A 17,805-nucleotide genomic window follows, 5' to 3' on the forward strand; every position below is an offset into this window, starting at 1 on the left:
GCGCGGCATATCACATGAAAAGGTGTAAACAGTGATTAATCTGCCAGTCGGATTCCGGCTTTCCAGAAGGAGCTGCCATGAGCAAGCAGGTGGATGTCGTTGTCGCGGGTGGCGGGGGATTCATCGGTGGGCATCTCGCGGCCGACCTTTTGTCCCAGGGCCTGACCGTTCGGTGTGTCGACATCAAGCCGATTCACGAGTGGCAGCAGGTGCACGCCGGCGTCGAGAACGTCGTCGCCGATCTGTCCCTCCTCGAAAGCGCCCGCGCCGCAGTCCGGAACGCCCGTCAGGTGTACATGCTGGCCGCCGACATGGGCGGCATGGGATTCATCGAGAACCACAAGGCCGCCTGCATGATGTCGGTGCTGACCAGCACCCACATGCTGAAGGCCGCGCACGAGGCCGGCGTGGAGCGCTATTTCTACTCCTCGTCCGCCTGCGTGTACGCCGCCGGCAAACAGAACGACCCGAAAGTCACCGCCCTCAAGGAGGAGGACGCCTACCCGGCGCAGCCCGAGGACGGCTACGGCTGGGAGAAGCTCTTCTCGGAGCGCATGTGCCGCCACTTCGAGGAGGACTACGGGTTCACCTGCCGTGTCGCGCGCTACCACAATGTGTACGGCCCGGCGGGCACCTGGAACGGAGGTCGCGAGAAGGCCCCGGCGGCAGTGTGCCGCAAGATCGCCGAGGCGGTCATCTCCGGTGAGCACCGGATCGACATCTGGGGTGACGGCCGGCAGACCCGTTCCTTCATGTACATCGACGACTGCCTGCACGGCACGCGGATGCTCATGAACGGCACCAGCAGCGTCCCGGTCAACCTCGGCTCCTCCGAGCTGGTCACCATCAACCAACTGGTCGACATCGTCGAGGAGATCGCGGGCATCCGCTGCGAGCGCGCCTACCGGCTGGACGCGCCGCAGGGCGTGCGCGGCCGTAACTCCGACAACGGCCTGATCCGCGAACTGTACGGCTGGGAGCCGTCGATCCCGCTGGCAGACGGGCTCGAGAAGACCTACGCCTGGGTCTTCGACCAGGTCAAGCGCGCTCGATCCTGATCCCTCGAACCGGCCGGGAGAGCAGTACATGAGGATCCTCGTCCACGACTACAGCGGGCACCCCTTCCAGGCCCAGCTCAGCCGTGAACTGGCGTACCGCGGCCATGAGGTCGTCCACTCGACCTGCTCGGCCTATGTCTCCGGGAAGGGCAACCTCGCCGAGGACACAATCGTCGGCCTCCGCTTCGTCACCATCGGCGACCGCGTCGTACTGGACAAGGGTGCCTACTTCCGACGCCTCTTCAAGGAAACGCGGCTGGGTCTGGAGCTGGCACTGCAGGTACGGCGCGAGAAGCCGGACGTGGCGATGCTGGCGAACCTGCCGATCCCGACCCTGGTCGTGGCCGCGTCGGCACTGAAGGCACTGCGTATCCCGTGGGTGCTGTGGCACCAGGACATCACCGCCGTCGCACTGAAGAGCTTCGCCGCCGCCGGGGTGTCGAGGCTGATGGGTGTCGCCGCCCGGGTCTTCGAGCGGGGCGAGAAGTGGTCGGCGCGACGAGCCTCGGCGATCGTCGTGATCGCCGACTCCTTCGTGCGGGTCCACCGGGAGTGGGGCACCGCGGACAAGGTCACCGTCATTCCCAACTGGGCGCCGCTGGACGAGATCCTCCCCGTGGCCCGAGCCAACGCGTGGTCGCAGGAGCACGGCCTCACCGGCGTCAGGACGGTGCTGTACTCGGGCACGATCGGCCTCAAGCACAACCCCGTCCTGCTGGTGCGGCTGGCCGAGACATTGCGCGAGCAGGGCGAACGGGTCCGCCTCGTCGTCGTCAACGACGGACCGGCCGTCCCGGTCATCAAGGAGGCCGCCGCCGCCCGTGGTGTCGACCTGACCCTGTTGCCCTTCCAGCCCTACGAGCGGCTGCCCGAGGTGCTGGGCGCGGGCGATGTGCTGGTCGTGCTGCTGACGGCGGACGCGGGAGAGTTCTCGGTCCCCTCCAAGACGCTGTCCTATCTGTGTGCCGGACGCCCCGTGCTGGGCCTGATGCCGACGGACAACCTGGCGGCGAAACTGCTCCGGCGGGCCGGCTCGCCGGTGTTCGCCCCCGAGGAGGCCTCGCTGTCCGAAGCGGCCACATGGGTCCGGGAGGTACTGAACGACCCGGCGCGGGCGGAGTCGCTGGGCAAGGAGAGCAGGGCGCTGGCCGAGCGGGAGTTCGCCCTGGAGGGGTGTGCTTCGCAATTCGAGGAAATTCTGCGGGCGGCAGGCCGCGCCGTCCCGTGACTATTGTGACTTCATATTAATTCACGTCATGTGAAACGCCCTGTGAAATGCGGGGGATCGGCCTGGCCTTTGGGCTATAAATCTACCGGTGTCGATCCATTCCGTTTGCTCGCTCAATCGGGGGTGCAGGTGCGAGGCGGTGAACAGCGTTCCGTGGCAGCGGTGTGCTGCTGGGCCTTCTTTTTCGTCGCCTTCCTGCCCGCGCTGATTCTCCAGGCCATCGACACGCGATTCGGGATGGCGCTCGCCGTGCAGTGCGTCGTCGTGGTGCATACCGGAGTGGGGCTGGCCCGGGTACTCACCGATACGTCGGTGCGCCTGATCGCGTTCGGATTCTGGCTCTTCTCCTACGTATGGCTCGGTCTGGCGCCGCTCGCCATGCTCGCCACCGACACCTATCCGCTCGGACACCGCAGCGGTGAGGCGACCGCTTTCGCGGCCGCCCTGCTGACAGAACTCGGTCTCCTCGCCTACACCGCGGGGGCGGCCCTGGCCTCCGGAGGCAAGCGCGGCAGGTCGGCCGTTCTGGAACCGCTGCTGTCCCGCAGGCTCTCGCCGCTTCCCGTGCTCCTGCTGTGCGGCCTGTCGCTGCTGCTCGCGGTCGTGCTGATCCCCGGGCAGGAAGGCGGCCTGCGGGCCTACTTCACCAGCAGACAGGCTCTGTGGCAGTCGGACACCCAGTCGAACACCGCGCACGCGCTGCGCGTCTGGTGTCTCGTCGTCCCCGCCTTCTGGTCCATGGTGGCCCTGGTCCACCTGCCCCGCCGGGCCACCGGCGACCGATTGCTGCGCGCGGTCCGTTGGATGCTGCTCCCGGCCCTGCTCGCGCTCAACGTGATCGTCAACAACCCCATCAGCAGGCCGCGTTTCTGGGCCGGAACCGTCCTGCTGGTACTGCTTTTCTCATGGCACCGGTTCAACACCCCGCGGGCCTTTCGCGGAATCGCCGTGGCCATCACGGCCGTGGTGCTGTTCGCCTTCCCGTACAGCGACTACTTCCGTTACGACGAACGGGAAGTGCTGCAAGTCGTGGGACTCGCCGAGCAGTTCAGCACTTCCATGGATTACGACGCATTTCAGCAAATGCAGACCGGCATCGACTATGTGCAGGAAAACGGCTTCTCGCCGTCGGCCCTGCTCGGTGTCGTCCTGGTCGTGATCCCTCGCACCGTGTGGCCCGGAAAGCCGCAGGCCACCGGTATCGAATTCGCCGAGTACGCGGGCTACGACTTCCACAACCTCTCCGCGCCGCTGTGGATCGAGAGTTACCTGTGGGGCGGTCCGCTGTGTGTCGTCGCGGTCTTCTGCCTGCTGGGCGCGGCCGGACGGCGGGTGGACGACATCAGGGCACGGTTGCGGGACCGGCAGAGCACCCTGGCGGTTCTGCTGGTCCCCGCCTTCGCCTTCTACCAGTTGATCTTCCTGCGCGGCAGCCTCATGGCGATCATCGCACCCCTCGCGCTGCTCCTGATCGTTCCGTTCTTCCTCACCCGCGCCGCCGGGCCGTCCCGGCTCCCGGCCCCGGTGCGGCCACCCGCCACCGCGGGCCACGCACTCATCCCCGGCCACAGGAGGCACCCGTGACCAGCCCCGCCGGTTTCGACGATCGGTACGACGACCCCGACGAGCTTCGCGACCAGGTGCGCCTGCTGCTGAGGTACCGCGCGACCATCGTGCTGGGCGTGGTCCTGGGGCTGCTCGGCGGACTGCTCCTGGTCCTGCTGGGCGCGGGCAGTTACACCTCCACCGCTGAGGTCCTCGTGCGCCCCAGGTCCGACCCGTTCAGCACGATCGGCGTGGGCGCGGACAGCCAGGTGAGCATGGGCACGGAGCGGCAGATCGCGCTCAGCGCGACCGTCGCGGCCCGGGCGGCGAAGGAATTGCGGCACAAGCCAGGCGCCGACGCGCTGCCGGCGGACCTGCGCGTGACGAACCTCCCGGACACCCAGGTCCTCCGGTTCGAGTACACGGCGGGCACCGCGCAGCGTGCCGCTCGGGTCACCAACGCGTTCGCCCGGGCCTACCTCGCCGATCGCCAGGACCGCTCCGAGGCCATGGCCGCCCGGATGGCCGCCGGACTGGAGCGGCAGATCGCCGAGCTGACCAAGCGGCTCGACACGAAGAAGGGCGCCCCGCCCGTCGTCGGCGCCGCGGGGCTGCGGGAGCAGGTCGGCATCCTGCGCAAGAAGATCTCGGACGTCAGGACCTACGACCCCTTCGCCGGCGACATCGTCCGCAGAGCCGAGCCGGCCGCGCGGCCCGCGGGCCCCGGTCCCGGCTGGCTCATGGGGGCCGGCCTGCTCGGCGGTCTCATCCTGGGTGTCGTGCTCGCCTGGCTGCGATCCGCCCTTGAACCGCGGGCACGTTCGGTCGGCGAGGTCCAGGAGGCGCTGCACGCTCCCGTGCTGGGCATCCTCCCGGCCCCCGGCGCGGAGGGCGAACTGCTGGAGGTCGGCCTGGCGGACGGCAGCCGCGCGCAGGCGTACCGCGCCCTGGCCCTGCGTCTGCGGGGCGGCGACGGCCGTACGTCCCTGGGCAGGCTCATGATCGTGGCGCCGAGGCAGCAACGAGGTGCCGAGGCCGTCGCCGTGAACCTCGCGGCCGCCCTCACCGAGTCCGGTGACGAGGTCCGACTGGTGGACGCCGCCGTGCACACCCCCGGCCTGTGGGCACGACTACCGCTGTCGTCCGGCGCCCCCGAGACGGATGACGTACCAGAGGGCGCAGTGGTCGTCGACGCGGGCACGGCCGGGCGGTTCACGCTCTGCCCCCACGGTCGCGGCACCAGCGGCGACGACGGGCCGGCGGCCCCGGCGGCGCGTGCCGTGCCGGATGCCGATTCCGGCGGGTCGACGCTCTTCCTTAGTCCGCCCCTGCTGGAACACGGCGACGGTCTGGTGCTCGCCCCGTGCGTGGACGGCGTTCTCGTGGTGGGCGCGCTGCACGACATCAGGCGCGACGACCTCAAGCGTGTTCACGAGCTCGTCAGCTGCTTGGGCGGTCACCTCGTGGGCGCGGTGCTCCACGACAGGTCCCGGTCCGGCTTGCTCGGCCGGGTCATGGACAGCGACCCGCCGCGCCGCCGGCGGGGGCGGAACGCGTCCACGACACCGTCCGCCCCGGCCGACGACGCCACGGCGAAGCCGACCGCGCCCATGAGGGACGACACGCTCACCACCTCCCGGTGAGCACCTCCGGTACGACGGCTCCGGCCACCGGCGGATCGACCGTCCGGTCCGGGGTCGCCGCCACCGCACGCGGTGGGTGGTGGGGTTTCCTGGGCTCGACGGTCAACGCGGTCTTCGGCTATGTCCTGGTCACCCTGGTCACCCGCGGGCTCGGGGCGTACGGAGCGGGCGCGGTGTTCACCTGCGTCGCGGCCTTCACCATCCTGTGCAACGCCTGCAAGCTCGGCGCCGACACCGGGCTGGTGCGCTTCGTCCCCGGTGACCTGGCCATCACCGGCGGCCGCAAGGTGGGCACACTGCTGCGCAGCGCGGTCGTGCCAGGAGCCCTGGCGAGCACCACGGCCGCCGCACTGCTGTTCCTGTCGCCCAGGACGGCCACCGCGCTGCTGCCGAGTCTCCCTCCGGGCGACGCGATGACCCTGGTCCGGCTGTTCGCCGTGTTCCTCCCCCTGGCCACGGTCACCCTGATCCTGCTGGGCGCCACCCAGGGGCACGGCACCGTGATCCCCTACGTCGGTGTCGAACAGATCGGGAAGCCGGTACTGCGCGTACTGATCGCCGTACCGGTCCTGCTGCTGGCCCCGGGCGTGCTGAGCCTGGCCGCGGCCTGGCTCGTGCCCTCGCTGGCCGGTTTCCTCATCGCCGCGCTCGCACTGCGCAGGTGCCGCCGCAGGAGTACGGGACATGTCTCCGTACGGCAGACCGTCGTACAGGAGACCGCCACCCGGCGCGGGTTCTGGGCGTTCGCCGCGCCCCGGGCCGTCTCGTCCGTCTTCGACATCAGCGCGGTCTGGCTGGGTGTCGTCCTGCTGTCCTCCCTGGCGACGAGCGAAGAGGCGGGCATCTACACCGCCGTCGGCCGCGTGGTCATCGCGGCAACGCTGCTCCAGCTGGCCATCCGGCTGGCCGTCGCTCCCGAGATCAGCCGTCTCCTCGCCCTGGGGGACCTCGCGGAGGCCTCCCATCTGCACCGCGTCTCGACGCGCTGGATCGTGCTGTTCTCCTGGCCACTACTGGCCCTGCTCACGAGTTTCCCGGGCACCGTTCTGTCGCTGTTCGGACCGGAGTTCGAGCAGGGGGCCGGTGCGCTGGTGCTGCTCTGTCTCGCCTCGGCGGTCAATGTCGGGGTGGGAAACGCCCAGACGGTGCTGCTCATGGCGGGCAAGAGCACCTGGCATCTGGCGGTCACCGGCGTCGCGTTCGCGGTGCAGTTGACGGTGGGGTTCCTCGCCATTCCCCGCTTCGGTGTCCTCGGTGCCGCCCTGTCCTGGGGGGCGGCGACCGTCGTGGAGAACGTCGTCGCAGCCGTGTTGGTGCGGCGGCACCCCGGCTTCGCCTTCATCGACGGGGGATACCTCCTGGCGGCTGCAGTCGCCCTGTGTCTCACCGTGCCGCCGGTCGTCACCGTGAGGCTGTTGGCAGGTGACACGACCGTAGGACTTGCCGTCGCAATCACCATGGGATTGTGCGCATTTGGTATAGGTTTGTGGCGATTTCGTACACCTTTGGGAGTGCGCGAACTCGTCGGTGTGCTGCGCGAACGCACCCCATGAGGCCGTCTCGGAACCGGGACCGCCGCTCCATCTCCCCTTCCTCCACCCGTCCTTGCTGCAACCCGGGATGTTCCATGCGCCTGAGAAAAAGCACCAAGCGGGGGGCCACCGCGGCTTCGGTCGCGGCCCTCCTCGCGGCTGCCTCGCTCATCACCGCTTCGGCCTCGGTGGCCGACAGCGACGAAAAGACCCTGACCGCCGATCCCTTGGCGACCTGGCAGACCGACGGCATCGTCTGGTCGATCGAGTACGCACGCGGTGTCGTGTACGTCGGCGGGACCTTCAGCAAGGTCCGTCCGCCGGGCGCCAAGCCCGGCCAAAGGGAGGTCGCGCGCAGGAACTTCGCGGCCTTCGACGCCGTCACCGGCAAACTGCTGTCGTGCGCCCACCGCTTCACCGGCGCCGGAAACACCGTACGGGCGCTCAAGGCGACGGCGGACGGCAAGATGCTCTACGTCGGCGGCTCGTTCGCCAACGCGGGCCAGGCCAGGGCGGCCAATGCGGTCGCGCTCAACACGGCAGGCTGCTCGCTGCGCAAGGACTTCCGCCCGAAGATCTCGTCGACCGTGCGGGCCATCGACGTCACGAAGAGCGCGGTCTACCTGGGAGGCGACTTCACGGCCGTCAACGGCCGGGAGAGGGAGCGGATCGCGGCGTTCACCCGCCGAGGTGCGCTGCTGCCGTTCAAGGCGGAGATCGAGGCTCCGGTACGCGCCATCAGCGCCGCGCCCGAGTACGGCAAGATCATCGTCGGCGGTGACTTCCAATTGGTCAACGAAGACCTGGAAGCCTCGCTGGTCGCCCTGCACCCCCGCACGGGGAAGACGGTGGCCCAGTACACGGACTGGCTGCCGGCCCGATCGGTCGTGAAGGCGCTGGTCCGCGACAAGACGAAGTTCTACGTGGCGGCCGAGGGCACTGGGACGGGCATCTTCGACGGCCGTATCGCCGCCAGCCTCCGCACCGGCAAGCTGGTGTGGCGTGACACCTGCCTGGGTGCCACCCAGGCGCTCGCCCTGCACAACGGTGTTCTCTACAGCGGATCCCACGCCCACAACTGCAGGGACACGCCGGGCGGTTTCCCCGAGCACCACAACCGCCAGCACTTCCTGGCTCAGTCGACCCGCAACCGCCACATCCTGCACTGGTTCCCCGACACGAACGAAGGGATCGGCGAGCAGAACGGTCCCCGGGCCATGGCGATGGCCGGTGGCATCCTGTGGGCGGGCGGAGAGTTCACCACCGTCAACAACCGTCCGCAGCAGAGCCTGACGCGCTTCGGGGCCGGCCCCGACCGGGGGGCTCCGGAGAACCCGCCCAGGCTCACGGCCTCGGTCCGCAGCGCCGGTCGGGTCACGCTCACCTGGCGTGCCGCATGGGACCGGGACGACGCGGAGCTGAAGTACCTCATCTACCGGGACGGCCGGCTCGTGGCCACGCGGTCGGGCCGGTCCCAGGAGTGGAACCGCCCCACGATGAAGTACACCGACACCGTCACGCCCGGCTCGCGCCATCGGTACACGATCGCCGTCACCGACGGCCGGAACACGGCGCTCGGGTCGCAGGCGCTCACAGTCACCGCGGTCGCCGACAAGGCTACGAAGGCTTCGAAGTCGTCCAAGGCCTCGAAGGCTTCGACGGAAAGGCGCCGATGAGGGAGCGTCTCGGCTACGCGCCAGGGGTCTTCGACCTCTTCCACGTGGGCCATCTGAATGTCCTGCGCCGGGCCCGTGGGCACTGCGACCGGCTCGTCGCCGGCGTGTGCTCGGACGATCTCGTGGTACGCCTGAAAGGCAGGCCGCCCGTCGTGCCGCTCGCCGAGCGACTGCAGATCGTCCGCAGTGTGCGCTACGTGGACGAGACCTTTGTCGCGACCGTGGACGACAAGATGGAGATCTGGAAGGAAGTCGGTTTCGACGTCATCTTCAAGGGCGACGACTGGCTCGGCACGGACGTCTGGACGAGGCTCGAGACCGAATTCGCGAGGGTGGGGGTGGAGGTCGTCTACTTCCCCTACACCGAGCACACCTCAAGCACGCTGCTCCGGGACGCGCTCCACCTTCTCGCCCCCCAGAAGCCTTCCGAGCCGCTCACGGGGCAGCTCGCCGGACCCCGTCCGGGAGGAGCGGAGAGCTGACGCGGCCCCGGGTGGACTGATGCTGGTGTGACTGACGGGTCCGTTGAGGTTGCGGACCCGTCAGCCCGTCTCTCCGCCCCACATCAGCCGCCGCGCACCCCGCGGGTCCCGGGCCCCGGCGGCCCGGGTTTGACCTACGTCACCCTCGGGGTATTCTCTCCGGCTCGATTGGCCAGCCCCCTGCCCCATATGGCAGACTGTCCGAGTTGCTCGGTCGAGTGTTGATGCTGCGCGCCTCCCGCCGGGAGGACCGGAAGCGAGTCCCACAGTACTCGTCGCCCTAACTGCCGTAAGGCAGCGCTGGGGCGGACGTACGGGAATCTTTCGGGAAGTGACAGTGCGACGCCGACCAGGCACCCGGTGGGCCTCCTAGCTCCCGGCTTGCGGTTCCGGAAGGGCCGTGTTCCCACGCAGGGATGTTCGATCAAGGGGCATCTGTGTCAGCGGGAGCGCGACACGCCCGACCGCGTGGGTCGGAGGAGGTCAAGGGAACACCGGGTTCCAGAGCGTAAGAGAGACAGGACTACTGAGTAGCCATGGCGGGACAGAAGATCCGCATCCGGCTCAAGGCCTACGACCACGAGGTCATCGACTCCTCGGCGAAGAAGATCGTCGAGACGGTGACCCGCACTGGTGCGTCGGTCGCGGGCCCGGTGCCGCTGCCCACTGAGAAGAACGTGTACTGCGTCATCAAGTCGCCGCACAAGTACAAGGACTCGCGCGAGCACTTCGAGATGCGCACGCACAAGCGCCTGATCGACATCCTCGACCCGACTCCCAAGACCGTTGACTCTCTGATGCGACTCGACCTCCCGGCCGGTGTCGACATCGAGATCAAGCTCTGAGGGCCGGTGATCTGAGAATGGCTAAGCAGATCAAGGGCATCCTGGGCGAGAAGCTCGGCATGACGCAGGTGTGGGACGCGAACAACCGTGTTGTTCCGGTCACCGTCGTCAAGGCCGGCCCCAACGTCGTGACCCAGGTTCGTACGAACGACGTCGACGGCTACGAGTCGGTCCAGATCGCCTTCGGCGAGATCGACCCTCGCAAGGTGAACAAGCCCCTCAAGGGCCACTTCGCCAAGGCCGACGTCACCCCCCGTCGTCACCTCGTCGAGATCCGCACCGCTGACGCCTCCGAGTACACGCTCGGCCAGGAAGTCACGGCCGAGGTCTTCGAGGCCGGCGTGAAGGTCGACGTCACCGGCAAGAGCAAGGGCAAGGGCTTCGCCGGTGTCATGAAGCGTCACAACTTCAAGGGCCTCGGCGCCGGACACGGCACCCAGCGCAAGCACCGCTCTCCCGGTTCCATCGGTGGCTGCGCCACCCCGGGCCGTGTGTTCAAGGGCCTCCGCATGGCGGGTCGTATGGGCAACGAGCGGGTCACCACCCAGAACCTGACCGTCCACGCCGTTGACGCGGAGAAGGGTCTGCTGCTCATCAAGGGCGCGGTTCCCGGTCCGAACGGCGGCCTCGTCCTGGTCCGCACTGCGGCCAAGGGGGCCTGAGGTAACCGATGAGCACTGTTGACATCCTTTCGCCGGCGGGCGACAAGGCCGGTTCCGTCGAGCTCCCCGCGGAGATCTTCGACGTAGAGAAGATCAGCGTTCCGCTGCTCCACCAGGTCGTCGTCGCACAGCTGGCCGCTGCCCGCCAGGGCACGCACAAGACCAAGACCCGCGGTGAAGTCCGTGGTGGTGGCAAGAAGCCTTACCGCCAGAAGGGCACCGGTCGCGCCCGTCAGGGTTCGACCCGCGCGCCGCAGTTCGCCGGTGGTGGCGTCGTGCACGGTCCCGTGCCGCGTGACTACTCGCAGCGGACCCCGAAGAAGATGAAGGCCGCGGCCCTGCGCCACGCCCTCACCGACCGGGCCCGCAACAACCGCATCCACGTCGTCTCCGGCGTGATCGAGGGCGACAACCCGTCCACGAAGGCCGCCAAGAGCCTGTTCGGCAAGATCTCGGAGCGTAAGAACCTGCTCCTGGTCGTCGAGCGCGCCGACGAGGCCGCGTGGCTGTCCGCCCGCAACCTGCCCCAGGTCCACATCCTGGAGCCGGGCCAGCTGAACACGTACGACGTTCTCGTCTCGGACGACGTGGTCTTCACCCAGGCCGCGTTCGAGTCCTTCGTGTCGGGCCCGAAGGCCAATGACACCGAAGGGAGCGAGGTCTGATGGCCATCCGTCACCCCGCCATTGCCTCGAAGGCCGCGAAGAAGGCCAAGGAGGCGCGCGTCAAGAAGGCGCGTCGCCACGCCGCCGAGGGCAAGAACACCGTCGTCACGCCGGCCAGCAAGGCGTTCACGGACCTCCGTGACATCCTGATCAAGCCGGTCGTGTCCGAGAAGAGCTACGCGCTCCTCGACGACAACAAGTACACGTTCGTCGTCGCCCCGGGCAGCAACAAGACCCAGATCAAGCAGGCCGTCGAGACGGTCTTCGAGGTCAAGGTCACCGGAGTCAACACGATCAACCGCCAGGGCAAGCGCAAGCGGACCCGCACGGGCTTCGGCCAGCGCGCGTCCACCAAGCGCGCGATCGTGACCCTCGCTGAGGGCGACCGTATCGACATCTTCGGCGGTCCGACCGCCTGAGGGCGGTCCGGATCGTCCGATATCGGACGAGGACTGAGAAATGGGAATCCGCAAGTACAAGCCGACTACGCCGGGCCGTCGTGGCTCCAGCGTCGCCGACTTCGTCGAGGTCACGCGGTCCACGCCGGAGAAGTCGTTGGTCCGCCCCCTGCACAGCAAGGGTGGCCGTAACAACTCCGGTCGTGTGACCGTCCGCCACCAGGGTGGTGGCCACAAGCGCGCCTACCGTGTGATCGACTTCCGTCGTCACGACAAGGACGGCGTGCCGGCGAAGGTCGCGCACATCGAGTACGACCCCAACCGCACCGCGCGCATCGCGCTGCTGCACTACGCCGACGGCGAGAAGCGCTACATCCTCGCCCCGCGCAACCTGCAGCAGGGTGACCGCGTGGAGAACGGTCCCGGGGCCGACATCAAGCCGGGCAACAACCTGGCGCTCCGCAACATCCCGGTCGGTACCACGATCCACGCGATCGAGCTCCGTCCCGGTGGCGGCGCCAAGTTCGCCCGCTCCGCCGGTGCCTCCGTGCAGCTGCTCGCGAAGGAGGGCTCGATGGCCCACCTCCGCATGCCCTCCGGTGAGATCCGCCTGGTCGACGTGCGCTGCCGCGCCACCGTCGGCGAGGTCGGCAACGCCGAGCAGAGCAACATCAACTGGGGCAAGGCCGGCCGTAAGCGCTGGCTGGGCGTTCGCCCGACCGTTCGCGGTGTGGCGATGAACCCGGTTGACCACCCCCACGGTGGTGGTGAGGGCAAGACCTCCGGTGGTCGCCACCCGGTTAGCCCCTGGGGTCAGAAGGAGGGTCGTACTCGTGCTCCCAAGAAGGCGAGCAACAAGTACATCGTCCGCCGCCGCAAGACGAACAAGAAGCGCTAGGAGCGGGTTTAGATGCCGCGCAGTCTCAAGAAGGGGCCCTTCGTCGACGACCACCTGATCAAGAAGGTGGAAACGCAGAACGAAGCAGGCACCAAGAACGTCATCAAGACCTGGTCCCGTCGCTCCATGATCGTGCCGGCCATGCTCGGCCACACGCTCGCGGTGCACAACGGCAAGACCCACATCCCGGTGTTCGTCACCGAGTCGATGGTCGGCCACAAGCTCGGCGAGTTCTCGCCGACGCGCACCTTCCGGGGTCACGTCAAGGACGACCGGAAGTCGAAGCGCCGCTAGTAGCGGATCGCATTCAGACACGTAAGTAACTGAGAGGGACAACCATGGAAGCCAGGGCCCAGGCGCGGTACATCCGCGTTACGCCCATGAAGGCCCGCCGCGTGGTGGACCTTATCCGTGGCATGGATGCCACGGAGGCTCAGGCTGTTCTGCGATTCGCTCCGCAGGCAGCCTCCGTGCCGGTCGGCAAGGTGCTCGACAGCGCCATTGCCAACGCCGCGCACAACTACGACCACCCGGACGCCACCTCGCTGTTCATCAGCGAGGCGTACGTCGACGAGGGCCCGACCCTGAAGCGGTTCCGTCCGCGTGCCCAGGGCCGTGCCTACCGGATCCGCAAGCGGACCAGCCACATCACCGTGGTCGTCGCCAGCAAGGAAGGAACCCGGTAATGGGCCAGAAGGTAAACCCGCACGGGTTCCGGCTCGGTGTCACCACGGACTTCAAGTCCCGGTGGTACGCCGACAAGCTGTACAAGGACTACGTCAAGGAAGACGTCGCCATCCGTCGGATGATGACGTCCGGCATGGAGCGCGCCGGTATCTCGAAGGTTGAGATCGAGCGCACCCGTGACCGCGTGCGTGTGGACATCCACACCGCTCGTCCGGGCATCGTCATCGGCCGCCGTGGCGCCGAGGCCGACCGCATCCGCGGTGACCTCGAGAAGCTCACGGGCAAGCAGGTCCAGCTGAACATCCTCGAGGTCAAGAACCCCGAGACCGACGCTCAGCTGGTTGCCCAGGCCGTTGCCGAGCAGCTCTCCTCCCGCGTCTCCTTCCGCCGCGCCATGCGTAAGAGCATGCAGTCGGCGATGAAGGCGGGCGCCAAGGGCATCAAGATCCAGTGCGGTGGCCGCCTCGGTGGCGCCGAGATGTCCCGCTCGGAGTTCTACCGCGAGGGCCGTGTGCCCCTGCACACGCTCCGTGCGAACGTGGACTACGGCTTCTTCGAGGCCAAGACGACCTTCGGCCGCATCGGTGTGAAGGTCTGGATCTACAAGGGCGACGTCAAGAACATCGCCGAGGTCCGCGCCGAGAACGCTGCCGCCCGTGCGGGTAACCGCCCGGCTCGCGGTGGCGGCTCCGACCGCCCGGCCCGTGGTGGCCGCGGTGGCGAGCGGCGCGGTCGTAAGCCGCAGCAGGCTGCCGGCGCCGAGGCCCCCAAGGCCGAGGCCCAGGCGTCCGCTCCGGCTGAGAGCACCGGAACGGAGGCCTGACCGAAATGCTGATCCCCCGTAGGGTCAAGCACCGCAAGCAGCACCACCCGAAGCGCAACGGTATGTCCAAGGGTGGAACGCAGGTTGCGTTCGGCGAGTACGGCATCCAGGCGCTCACCCCGGCCTACGTGACGAACCGTCAGATCGAGGCCGCTCGTATCGCCATGACGCGTCACATCAAGCGTGGTGGCAAGGTCTGGATCAACATCTACCCGGACCGTCCGCTCACCAAGAAGCCTGCCGAGACCCGCATGGGTTCCGGTAAGGGTTCTCCGGAGTGGTGGATCGCCAACGTCAAGCCCGGACGCGTGATGTTCGAGCTGTCGTACCCCAACGAGAAGATCGCCCGTGAGGCCCTGACTCGCGCCGCCCACAAGCTGCCGATGAAGTGCCGGATCGTCAAGCGCGAGGCAGGTGAAGCGTGATGTCGGCCGGTACCAAGGCGTCCGAGCTGCGCGAACTGGGTGACGAGGAGCTTCTCGCGAAGCTCCGCGAAGCCAAGGAAGAGCTGTTCAACCTCCGCTTCCAGGCGGCGACGGGTCAGCTCGAGAACCACGGTCGGCTGAAGGCCGTCCGTAAGGACATCGCGCGGATCTACACCCTGATGCGTGAGCGCGAGCTGGGCATCGAGACGGTGGAGAGCGCCTGATGAGTGAGAGCAACGTGACTGAGCAGACTGCAGAGGCCCGCGGCTTCCGCAAGACCCGTGAGGGTCTCGTCGTCAGCGACAAGATGGACAAGACCGTCGTCGTCGCCGTCGAGGACCGCGTCAAGCACGCGCTGTACGGCAAGGTCATCCGCCGTACCAACAAGCTCAAGGCGCACGACGAGCAGAACGCCGCGGGTGTCGGCGACCGTGTCCTCCTCATGGAGACCCGGCCGCTGTCCGCGACGAAGCGCTGGCGCGTCGTCGAGATCCTCGAGAAGGCCAAGTAATTTCCTGCGGGCAAACCCGCAGGTCAGTTCCGCCAGGCTCGGCAGGGGCTCGCCTCGTAACGAAGCGGCCCCTGCCGGGAACCGGCAGACAAACAGGAGATAGACGTGATCCAGCAGGAGTCGCGACTGCGTGTCGCCGACAACACTGGTGCGAAGGAGATCCTTTGCATCCGTGTGCTCGGTGGCTCCGGTCGCCGCTACGCGGGCATCGGTGACGTCATCGTCGCCACCGTCAAGGACGCGATCCCCGGTGGCAACGTGAAGAAGGGTGACGTCGTCAAGGCGGTCATCGTTCGCACCGTCAAGGAGCGCCGCCGTCCGGACGGCTCGTACATCCGCTTCGACGAGAATGCCGCCGTCATTCTGAAGAACGACGGCGACCCTCGCGGCACCCGTATCTTCGGCCCCGTCGGCCGTGAGCTGCGCGAGAAGAAGTTCATGAAGATCATCTCGCTCGCGCCGGAGGTGCTGTAAGCATGAAGATCAAGAAGGGCGACCTGGTCCAGGTCATCACCGGCAAGGACAAGGGCAAGCAGGGCAAGGTCATTGCCGCTTACCCGCGCGACGAGCGTGTCCTGGTCGAGGGTGTCAACCGGGTCAAGAAGCACACCAAGGCCGGCCCGACCGCCAAGGGTTCGCAGGCCGGTGGCATCGTCACGACCGAGGCGCCGATCCACGTCTCCAACGTCCAGCTGGTCGTTGAGAAGGACGGCAACAAGGTCGTCACGCGTGTCGGTTTCCGCTTCGACGACGAAGGCAACAAGATCCGCGTTGCCAAGCGGACGGGTGAGGACATCTGATGGCTACCACCACCACTCCGCGTCTGAAGACGAAGTACCGCGAGGAGATCGCGGGCAAGCTGCGTGACGAGTTCAAGTACGAGAACGTCATGCAGATCCCCGGCCTCGTCAAGATCGTGGTCAACATGGGTGTGGGCGACGCCGCCCGCGACTCCAAGCTGATCGAGGGCGCCATCCGCGACCTCACCACGATCACCGGTCAGAAGCCGGCCGTCACCAAGGCCCGCAAGTCCATCGCGCAGTTCAAGCTGCGTGAGGGCCAGCCGATCGGTGCCCACGTCACGCTCCGTGGCGACCGCATGTGGGAGTTCCTGGACCGCACCCTGTCGCTCGCGCTGCCGCGCATCCGCGACTTCCGTGGTCTGTCCCCCAAGCAGTTCGACGGCCGTGGCAACTACACCTTCGGTCTCACCGAGCAGGTCATGTTCCACGAGATCGACCAGGACAAGATCGACCGCACCCGGGGTATGGACATCACCGTGGTGACCACGGCGACCAACGACGCTGAGGGCCGTGCGCTCCTTCGTCACCTCGGCTTCCCCTTCAAGGAGGCGTGAGCGAGATGGCGAAGAAGGCTCTGATCGCGAAGGCTGCTCGCAAGCCCAAGTTCGGCGTGCGTGGCTACACGCGCTGCCAGCGTTGTGGCCGTCCCCACTCCGTGTACCGCAAGTTCGGCCTGTGCCGCGTGTGCCTTCGTGAGATGGCTCACCGTGGCGAGCTGCCGGGCGTGACCAAGAGCTCCTGGTAGTCCCGCTTTTAGGGATTCCAGAGGCTCTCGGTAAGCACTGGGCGTGTCAGGCGCCCTCCCTTCCATGGCTTAGGCTTGGAGGGTTGGGCGCCTGACGGTCGCCCGTACGACTTACTACGCCGTAGGTCCACCGCGCCGCACCCGTCCCGTCTCGGATCGGGGAGAGGGATGGCGCACCAGGAAACCCCGGCGAGAGAGGCCGAAGGCCAATTCATGACCATGACTGATCCGATCGCAGACATGCTTACGCGTCTGCGGAACGCGAACTCGGCATACCACGACTCCGTGACGATGCCGGCATCGAAGATCAAGTCGCACATCGCGGAGATCCTCCAGCAGGAGGGCTTCATCACGGGCTGGAAGGTCGAGGACGCCGAGGTCGGCAAGAACCTCGTTCTCGAGCTGAAGTTCGGCCCGAACCGTGAGCGCTCCATCGCGGGCATCAAGCGGATCTCCAAGCCCGGTCTCCGGGTGTACGCGAAGTCCACCAACCTGCCGAAGGTGCTCGGCGGCCTGGGCGTGGCGATCATCTCCACGTCCCACGGGCTCCTCACCGACAAGCAGGCCGGCAAGAAGGGCGTGGGTGGGGAAGTCCTCGCCTACGTCTGGTAGCGGAAGGGAACGGAGGAAACAGCTATGTCGCGTATTGGCAAGCTCCCCATCACGGTTCCCGCCGGCGTGGACGTCACCATCGACGGCCGTACGGTTTCGGTCAAGGGCCCCAAGGGCGAACTGACCCACACCGTTGCCGCGCCGATCGACATCGTCAGGGATGAGGACGGCGTTCTGAACGTCACCCGCCCGAACGACGAGCGTCAGAACAAGGCCCTCCACGGCCTGTCCCGCACGCTGGTGGCGAACATGATCACCGGCGTGACCCAGGGTTACGTGAAGAAGCTCGAGATCAGCGGTGTCGGTTACCGCGTGACGGCCAAGGGTTCGAACCTGGAGTTCGCTCTGGGCTACAGCCACCCGATCACCGTCGAGGCCCCCGAGGGCATCACCTTCAAGGTGGAGGCCCCCACCCGGTTCTCGGTCGAGGGCATCGACAAGCAGAAGGTCGGCGAGGTTGCGGCCAACATCCGCAAGCTGCGCAAGCCCGACCCGTACAAGGCCAAGGGCGTCAAGTACGAGGGCGAAGTCATCCGCCGCAAGGTCGGAAAGGCGGGTAAGTAAGCC

24 protein-coding genes are annotated in these 17,805 nt (G+C 67.5%); all 24 read left to right on the forward strand.

Features of this window, described 5'->3' with window-relative positions; translation table 11 throughout:
* Positions 1-77 precede the first annotated feature (77 nt).
* The 24 genes from AB5J55_RS25330 (at position 78) to rplF (ending at position 17,802) form a co-directional block, all read left to right on the forward strand.
* Positions 78-1,058, forward strand: a complete 981-nt coding sequence (locus AB5J55_RS25330; RefSeq protein ID WP_369272851.1) for an NAD-dependent epimerase/dehydratase family protein — start codon at positions 78-80, stop codon at positions 1,056-1,058.
* 28 nt (positions 1,059-1,086) lie between these two features.
* Entirely contained in the window at positions 1,087-2,286 is a 1,200-nt protein-coding gene (locus AB5J55_RS25335) for a glycosyltransferase family 4 protein (RefSeq protein ID WP_369272852.1), read from the forward strand.
* 153 nt (positions 2,287-2,439) lie between these two features.
* The gene (locus AB5J55_RS25340) at positions 2,440-3,870 is read left to right on the forward strand and encodes a hypothetical protein (RefSeq protein ID WP_369272853.1); all 1,431 of its coding nucleotides are present in this window, start codon (positions 2,440-2,442) and stop codon (positions 3,868-3,870) included.
* Positions 3,867-5,474, forward strand: a complete 1,608-nt coding sequence (locus AB5J55_RS25345) for a hypothetical protein (RefSeq protein WP_369272854.1) — start codon at positions 3,867-3,869, stop codon at positions 5,472-5,474. The genes AB5J55_RS25340 and AB5J55_RS25345 overlap by 4 nt, the downstream gene beginning before the upstream one ends.
* Positions 5,471-7,027 carry an oligosaccharide flippase family protein gene (locus tag AB5J55_RS25350; protein WP_369272855.1) on the forward strand — a complete coding sequence of 519 codons (1,557 nt, stop codon included), beginning with the start codon at positions 5,471-5,473 and terminating at the stop codon, positions 7,025-7,027. The genes AB5J55_RS25345 and AB5J55_RS25350 overlap by 4 nt, the downstream gene beginning before the upstream one ends.
* A 74-nt stretch (positions 7,028-7,101) precedes the next feature.
* The gene (locus tag AB5J55_RS25355; RefSeq protein ID WP_369272856.1) at positions 7,102-8,682 is read left to right on the forward strand and encodes a fibronectin type III domain-containing protein; all 1,581 of its coding nucleotides are present in this window, start codon (positions 7,102-7,104) and stop codon (positions 8,680-8,682) included.
* Positions 8,679-9,164 (forward strand): adenylyltransferase/cytidyltransferase family protein, encoded by a 486-nt coding sequence (locus AB5J55_RS25360; RefSeq protein ID WP_369272857.1) that lies wholly within the window; start codon positions 8,679-8,681, stop codon positions 9,162-9,164. Before AB5J55_RS25355 ends, AB5J55_RS25360 begins: the two co-directional genes overlap by 4 nt.
* Before the next feature lie 536 nt (positions 9,165-9,700).
* Positions 9,701-10,009, forward strand: coding sequence for a 30S ribosomal protein S10 (gene rpsJ / locus AB5J55_RS25365; protein ID WP_003948644.1), 309 nt, complete (start codon positions 9,701-9,703; stop codon positions 10,007-10,009).
* A 17-nt stretch (positions 10,010-10,026) separates the two neighbouring features.
* The gene (gene rplC, locus AB5J55_RS25370) at positions 10,027-10,671 is read left to right on the forward strand and encodes a 50S ribosomal protein L3 (RefSeq protein ID WP_055622540.1); all 645 of its coding nucleotides are present in this window, start codon (positions 10,027-10,029) and stop codon (positions 10,669-10,671) included.
* An 8-nt stretch (positions 10,672-10,679) separates the two neighbouring features.
* Positions 10,680-11,336, forward strand: a complete 657-nt coding sequence (rplD, locus tag AB5J55_RS25375) for a 50S ribosomal protein L4 (protein WP_328424618.1) — start codon at positions 10,680-10,682, stop codon at positions 11,334-11,336.
* On the forward strand, positions 11,336-11,755 hold the full coding sequence (rplW, locus tag AB5J55_RS25380) for a 50S ribosomal protein L23 (RefSeq protein ID WP_369272858.1): 420 nt from the start codon (positions 11,336-11,338) through the stop codon (positions 11,753-11,755). Before rplD ends, rplW begins: the two co-directional genes overlap by 1 nt.
* 40 nt (positions 11,756-11,795) lie before the next feature.
* Positions 11,796-12,632: a 50S ribosomal protein L2 gene (gene rplB, locus AB5J55_RS25385; RefSeq protein ID WP_062706768.1), complete on the forward strand. Its 837-nt coding sequence runs from the start codon at positions 11,796-11,798 to the stop codon at positions 12,630-12,632.
* Positions 12,633-12,644: 12 nt separating this feature from the next.
* Positions 12,645-12,926 (forward strand): 30S ribosomal protein S19, encoded by a 282-nt coding sequence (gene rpsS / locus AB5J55_RS25390; RefSeq protein WP_147995160.1) that lies wholly within the window; start codon positions 12,645-12,647, stop codon positions 12,924-12,926.
* 44 nt (positions 12,927-12,970) lie between these two features.
* On the forward strand, positions 12,971-13,318 hold the full coding sequence (rplV, locus tag AB5J55_RS25395) for a 50S ribosomal protein L22 (protein ID WP_062706767.1): 348 nt from the start codon (positions 12,971-12,973) through the stop codon (positions 13,316-13,318).
* On the forward strand, positions 13,318-14,142 hold the full coding sequence (gene rpsC / locus AB5J55_RS25400; protein WP_369272859.1) for a 30S ribosomal protein S3: 825 nt from the start codon (positions 13,318-13,320) through the stop codon (positions 14,140-14,142). Before rplV ends, rpsC begins: the two co-directional genes overlap by 1 nt.
* A 5-nt stretch (positions 14,143-14,147) precedes the next feature.
* Entirely contained in the window at positions 14,148-14,567 is a 420-nt protein-coding gene (gene rplP / locus AB5J55_RS25405; protein ID WP_009190136.1) for a 50S ribosomal protein L16, read from the forward strand.
* A complete protein-coding gene (gene rpmC, locus AB5J55_RS25410) occupies positions 14,567-14,791 on the forward strand; it encodes a 50S ribosomal protein L29 (RefSeq protein ID WP_003998824.1) in 225 nt (74 codons plus the stop codon). The genes rplP and rpmC overlap by 1 nt, the downstream gene beginning before the upstream one ends.
* The gene (gene rpsQ / locus AB5J55_RS25415; protein ID WP_003992363.1) at positions 14,791-15,078 is read left to right on the forward strand and encodes a 30S ribosomal protein S17; all 288 of its coding nucleotides are present in this window, start codon (positions 14,791-14,793) and stop codon (positions 15,076-15,078) included. Before rpmC ends, rpsQ begins: the two co-directional genes overlap by 1 nt.
* A gap of 105 nt (positions 15,079-15,183) precedes the next feature.
* A complete protein-coding gene (gene rplN, locus AB5J55_RS25420; protein ID WP_003998823.1) occupies positions 15,184-15,552 on the forward strand; it encodes a 50S ribosomal protein L14 in 369 nt (122 codons plus the stop codon).
* A gap of 2 nt (positions 15,553-15,554) precedes the next feature.
* Entirely contained in the window at positions 15,555-15,878 is a 324-nt protein-coding gene (gene rplX, locus AB5J55_RS25425; protein ID WP_369272860.1) for a 50S ribosomal protein L24, read from the forward strand.
* The gene (gene rplE / locus AB5J55_RS25430; protein WP_020135807.1) at positions 15,878-16,435 is read left to right on the forward strand and encodes a 50S ribosomal protein L5; all 558 of its coding nucleotides are present in this window, start codon (positions 15,878-15,880) and stop codon (positions 16,433-16,435) included. The genes rplX and rplE overlap by 1 nt, the downstream gene beginning before the upstream one ends.
* A 5-nt stretch (positions 16,436-16,440) precedes the next feature.
* Positions 16,441-16,626, forward strand: a complete 186-nt coding sequence (locus tag AB5J55_RS25435; protein WP_003948630.1) for a type Z 30S ribosomal protein S14 — start codon at positions 16,441-16,443, stop codon at positions 16,624-16,626.
* Between the two features lie 213 nt (positions 16,627-16,839).
* Positions 16,840-17,238: a 30S ribosomal protein S8 gene (gene rpsH / locus AB5J55_RS25440; protein ID WP_007384075.1), complete on the forward strand. Its 399-nt coding sequence runs from the start codon at positions 16,840-16,842 to the stop codon at positions 17,236-17,238.
* Between the two features lie 24 nt (positions 17,239-17,262).
* Positions 17,263-17,802 carry a 50S ribosomal protein L6 gene (gene rplF, locus AB5J55_RS25445; protein WP_328879904.1) on the forward strand — a complete coding sequence of 180 codons (540 nt, stop codon included), beginning with the start codon at positions 17,263-17,265 and terminating at the stop codon, positions 17,800-17,802.
* Positions 17,803-17,805 lie beyond the last annotated feature (3 nt).

The organism is Streptomyces sp. R11 (assembly GCF_041051905.1).
Taxonomy (GTDB): Bacteria; Actinomycetota; Actinomycetes; order Streptomycetales; family Streptomycetaceae; genus Streptomyces.

What these genes read in the sequence shown, in the direction of transcription:
- AB5J55_RS25330 (WP_369272851.1), top strand. Translation starts at nt 78, where the DNA reads ATGAGCAAGCAGGTGGATGTCGTTGTCGCGGGTGGCGGGGGATTCATC.
- AB5J55_RS25335 (WP_369272852.1), top strand. Translation starts at nt 1,087, where the DNA reads ATGAGGATCCTCGTCCACGACTACAGCGGGCACCCCTTCCAGGCCCAG.
- AB5J55_RS25355 (WP_369272856.1), top strand. Translation starts at nt 7,102, where the DNA reads ATGCGCCTGAGAAAAAGCACCAAGCGGGGGGCCACCGCGGCTTCGGTC.
- AB5J55_RS25360 (WP_369272857.1), top strand. Translation starts at nt 8,679, where the DNA reads ATGAGGGAGCGTCTCGGCTACGCGCCAGGGGTCTTCGACCTCTTCCAC.
- rpsJ (WP_003948644.1), top strand. Translation starts at nt 9,701, where the DNA reads ATGGCGGGACAGAAGATCCGCATCCGGCTCAAGGCCTACGACCACGAG.
- rplC (WP_055622540.1), top strand. Translation starts at nt 10,027, where the DNA reads ATGGCTAAGCAGATCAAGGGCATCCTGGGCGAGAAGCTCGGCATGACG.
- rplD (WP_328424618.1), top strand. Translation starts at nt 10,680, where the DNA reads ATGAGCACTGTTGACATCCTTTCGCCGGCGGGCGACAAGGCCGGTTCC.
- rplW (WP_369272858.1), top strand. Translation starts at nt 11,336, where the DNA reads ATGGCCATCCGTCACCCCGCCATTGCCTCGAAGGCCGCGAAGAAGGCC.
- rplB (WP_062706768.1), top strand. Translation starts at nt 11,796, where the DNA reads ATGGGAATCCGCAAGTACAAGCCGACTACGCCGGGCCGTCGTGGCTCC.
- rpsS (WP_147995160.1), top strand. Translation starts at nt 12,645, where the DNA reads ATGCCGCGCAGTCTCAAGAAGGGGCCCTTCGTCGACGACCACCTGATC.
- rplV (WP_062706767.1), top strand. Translation starts at nt 12,971, where the DNA reads ATGGAAGCCAGGGCCCAGGCGCGGTACATCCGCGTTACGCCCATGAAG.
- rpsC (WP_369272859.1), top strand. Translation starts at nt 13,318, where the DNA reads ATGGGCCAGAAGGTAAACCCGCACGGGTTCCGGCTCGGTGTCACCACG.
- rplP (WP_009190136.1), top strand. Translation starts at nt 14,148, where the DNA reads ATGCTGATCCCCCGTAGGGTCAAGCACCGCAAGCAGCACCACCCGAAG.
- rpmC (WP_003998824.1), top strand. Translation starts at nt 14,567, where the DNA reads ATGTCGGCCGGTACCAAGGCGTCCGAGCTGCGCGAACTGGGTGACGAG.
- rpsQ (WP_003992363.1), top strand. Translation starts at nt 14,791, where the DNA reads ATGAGTGAGAGCAACGTGACTGAGCAGACTGCAGAGGCCCGCGGCTTC.
- rplX (WP_369272860.1), top strand. Translation starts at nt 15,555, where the DNA reads ATGAAGATCAAGAAGGGCGACCTGGTCCAGGTCATCACCGGCAAGGAC.
- rplE (WP_020135807.1), top strand. Translation starts at nt 15,878, where the DNA reads ATGGCTACCACCACCACTCCGCGTCTGAAGACGAAGTACCGCGAGGAG.
- AB5J55_RS25435 (WP_003948630.1), top strand. Translation starts at nt 16,441, where the DNA reads ATGGCGAAGAAGGCTCTGATCGCGAAGGCTGCTCGCAAGCCCAAGTTC.
- rpsH (WP_007384075.1), top strand. Translation starts at nt 16,840, where the DNA reads ATGACCATGACTGATCCGATCGCAGACATGCTTACGCGTCTGCGGAAC.
- rplF (WP_328879904.1), top strand. Translation starts at nt 17,263, where the DNA reads ATGTCGCGTATTGGCAAGCTCCCCATCACGGTTCCCGCCGGCGTGGAC.